Origin of the sequence: Streptomyces sp. URMC 129 (assembly GCF_051386415.1) — a bacterium.
GTDB lineage: Bacteria > Actinomycetota > Actinomycetes > Streptomycetales > Streptomycetaceae > Streptomyces.
The window spans coordinates 1-2,541 of sequence record NZ_JBPQTQ010000252.1; the positions used below are offsets into that span (position 1 = coordinate 1).

Genomic DNA, 2,541 nt, shown 5'->3' on the forward strand with positions numbered 1-2,541 from the left:
CGGCTCGCGGTCGTCGCCGTAGTAGGGCGGCGGGGAGGAGCCCGCGCCCGAGGTCAGCCGGCCCGTCACGGAAGAGACGGGAGAGACCGAGGAGACCGGCGAGCAGCCGCGCAGCGAGACCGGGGACAACGCCGAGGCCGCCGCGCAGGCGCAGGCGCTGTCCTCGTTGCTGGAGGAGAGCAACGACAGCCGCGACAGCGTCATCGCCGCCGTCTCCGACATCCGCTCGTGCAAGCGCCTCAACCGCGCCGCCACCGATCTGCGCGCCGCCGCCCAGCAGCGCGAGGGCCTCGTCACCCGCCTCCAGGCGCTCGACGTCAGCGCCCTGCCCCAGGGCGACCTCCTCGCCCAGACCCTCACCGAGGCGTGGCGCGCCTCGGCCGAGGCCGACGAGCACTACGCGGCCTGGGCCGACCAGGCCCGCCAGGACGGGCAGGTCTGCCAGGGCGGCCAGGCCCAGCACACCGACCGGGCCACGCAGGGCGACACCGCCAGCGGCCGGGCCACCCAGGCCAAGGAAGAGGCCGCCGGGCTGTGGAACCCGGTCGCGCGCGAGCACGGCCTGCCGGAGCGCGCGGCGGCGGACCTGTGACAGGGGAGATGACAGTTACCCCTTCCCGACAGACCCGCCGGTCCCTCACCATGGCAACCATGCCGCTCAACAACATGCCCTGGTGGCGCTGGCGGGCCAATGTGCGCTCGGCGCTGCACATGCTCTCCGACCCGGCGTTCCACCAGAACTGCTGGGTGGCCGGCGCCCCCGGCTACGGGGACGTGACGGACGCCGTGTACCGCCTGGTCGAGGACACCTGGCTGGACAACTGGTCCGCCGAGAAGTACGTCGGCACCGTCTTCCGGGACAGCCAGGAGGCGGCGCTCGTGGACGTCGCCGTGCTGCGCGTGCTGCGGATCATGCACCAGGTCGGCCCCGACGCGCCCGTCACCGCCTATCTCCAGCACCACGGCTGGCCCGAGGCGGTGCGCGCGGCGCGCGAGGCGCACGCGCGGCTGGCGGTCAACGACGGAGACGACCCGGACGTGCCCCCGCGCAGCCTGGACGAGCTGGCGGCGGCGCTGCACGCGATGTGAGCGCGCCAAGGGAGCGCGCGAGGTGAGCCGGGGCCGCGCGATGTGCCACCCTAGGGCACCATGACCCCCGACCAGTCGACTCGCTCCGACGACTACGTGCTCACCCTGTCCTGCCCGGACAAGCCCGGGATCGTGCACGCGGTCTCCAGCTTCCTCTTCATGACCGGCTGCAACATCGTGGACAGCCAGCAGTTCGGCGACCGTGACACCGGACTGTTCTTCATGCGGGTGCACTTCTCGGCCACCGAGCCGGTCACCCTGGAGAAGCTGCGGGCCAGCTTCGCCGCCGTCGGGGACTCGTTCCACATGGACTGGCGGCTCCACCCGGCCGACGAGAAGATGCGCGTCCTGCTGATGGTCAGCAAGTTCGGCCACTGCCTCAACGACCTCCTCTTCCGCACCCGGATCGGCGCGCTGCCGGTCGAGATCGCGGCCGTCGTCTCCAACCACACCGACTTCGCGGAGCTGTCCGCGTCGTACGGCATCCCGTTCCACCACATTCCGGTCACCGCGGACACCAAGGCGGAGGCGGAGGCGCGGCTGCTGCGGATCGTGGAGGACGAGGAGGTGGAACTGGTGGTGCTGGCCCGCTACATGCAGGTCATCTCGGACGACCTGTGCAAGCGGCTGCCGGGCCGGATCATCAACATCCACCACTCCTTCCTGCCCAGCTTCAAGGGTGCGCGGCCCTACCACCAGGCGCACGCGCGGGGCGTGAAGGTCATCGGGGCGACGGCGCACTACGTGACGGCCGAGCTGGACGAGGGGCCGATCATCGAGCAGGAGGTGGAACGGGTCGGGCACGAGCTGACCCCGCAGCAGCTGGTGGCGGTGGGGCGTGACGTCGAGTGCCAGGCGCTGGCCCGCGCGGTGAAGTGGCACAGCGAGCGCCGCGTGCTGCTCAACGGGAGCCGCACCGTCGTCTTCGCCTAGCGGTTCGCCCAGAGGCGGGATCCGCCTAGAGGTGCGAGAGGTCCGCCGCCGCGAAGAGCACGTCCCGTATGACCGCGGGGTCGCCCTCGCCGCCGGAGGCGGCCTCCTCGGGGGGTATTCGGCCGGCGGCGAGCTGGCAGAAGACCACGTCGTCCAGCGCCACATGGGCCACCGCGTCCGCGTCCCTCCCCGAGCCCGCTCTTCGCGACGCGGCGCGGGAGACGGCGGGGGCCGGGGAGTCGAGCGGGATGTACCAGTGGCCGCCGCCCGCGCCCTCGACCTCCAGGTGCAGGGTGCGGCCCGGCGCGCCGGGCGAGGTGGCCAGTCCGGCCCGGCGGCGGCCGGCGATGCTGCCGGGCAGGCGGCGTGCCGCCAGGTCGACGAGCAGCCGCAGGTGCGGGCCGTACGGCGGCCCGTACGGGTACTCGACGGCCTCGGCGATGTCCCCGGCGTGCACCCTTGAAGCTGGGCAGGAAGGAGTGGTGGATGTTGATGATCCGGCCCGGCAGCCGCTTGCAC

The 2,541-nt window shown here is 72.7% G+C and carries 4 protein-coding genes and 1 pseudogene; 3 read left to right on the forward strand and 2 right to left on the reverse strand.

The window, feature by feature from the left end; all coding sequences use genetic code 11:
- Positions 1-204: hypothetical protein (locus ACSNOC_RS27480; protein ID WP_436750286.1), on the reverse strand; the 204-nt coding region annotated here is incomplete at its 3' end.
- On the opposite strand from ACSNOC_RS27480, the gene ACSNOC_RS27485 reads away from it, so the two are divergent.
- Genes ACSNOC_RS27485 through purU form a run of 3 tightly spaced genes read left to right on the forward strand, consistent with a single transcriptional unit; the run spans position 167 to position 2,022 of the window.
- The gene (locus tag ACSNOC_RS27485) at positions 167-592 is read left to right on the forward strand and encodes a hypothetical protein (RefSeq protein WP_436750287.1); all 426 of its coding nucleotides are present in this window, start codon (positions 167-169) and stop codon (positions 590-592) included. The two genes, ACSNOC_RS27480 and ACSNOC_RS27485, sit on opposite strands and share 38 nt — an antisense overlap.
- A 50-nt stretch (positions 593-642) precedes the next feature.
- A complete protein-coding gene (locus ACSNOC_RS27490) occupies positions 643-1,089 on the forward strand; it encodes an SCO4402 family protein (protein WP_436750288.1) in 447 nt (148 codons plus the stop codon).
- A gap of 60 nt (positions 1,090-1,149) precedes the next feature.
- Complete coding sequence (gene purU / locus ACSNOC_RS27495; protein WP_436750289.1) at positions 1,150-2,022, forward strand: formyltetrahydrofolate deformylase; 873 nt, start codon at positions 1,150-1,152, stop codon at positions 2,020-2,022.
- A gap of 25 nt (positions 2,023-2,047) precedes the next feature.
- Here purU and ACSNOC_RS27500 read toward each other — a convergent pair.
- Positions 2,048-2,541: pseudogene (locus tag ACSNOC_RS27500) on the reverse strand (MDMPI N domain containing protein); the annotation flags it as partial.

What these genes read in the sequence shown, in the direction of transcription:
- ACSNOC_RS27490 (WP_436750288.1), top strand. Translation starts at nt 643, where the DNA reads ATGGCAACCATGCCGCTCAACAACATGCCCTGGTGGCGCTGGCGGGCC.
- purU (WP_436750289.1), top strand. Translation starts at nt 1,150, where the DNA reads ATGACCCCCGACCAGTCGACTCGCTCCGACGACTACGTGCTCACCCTG.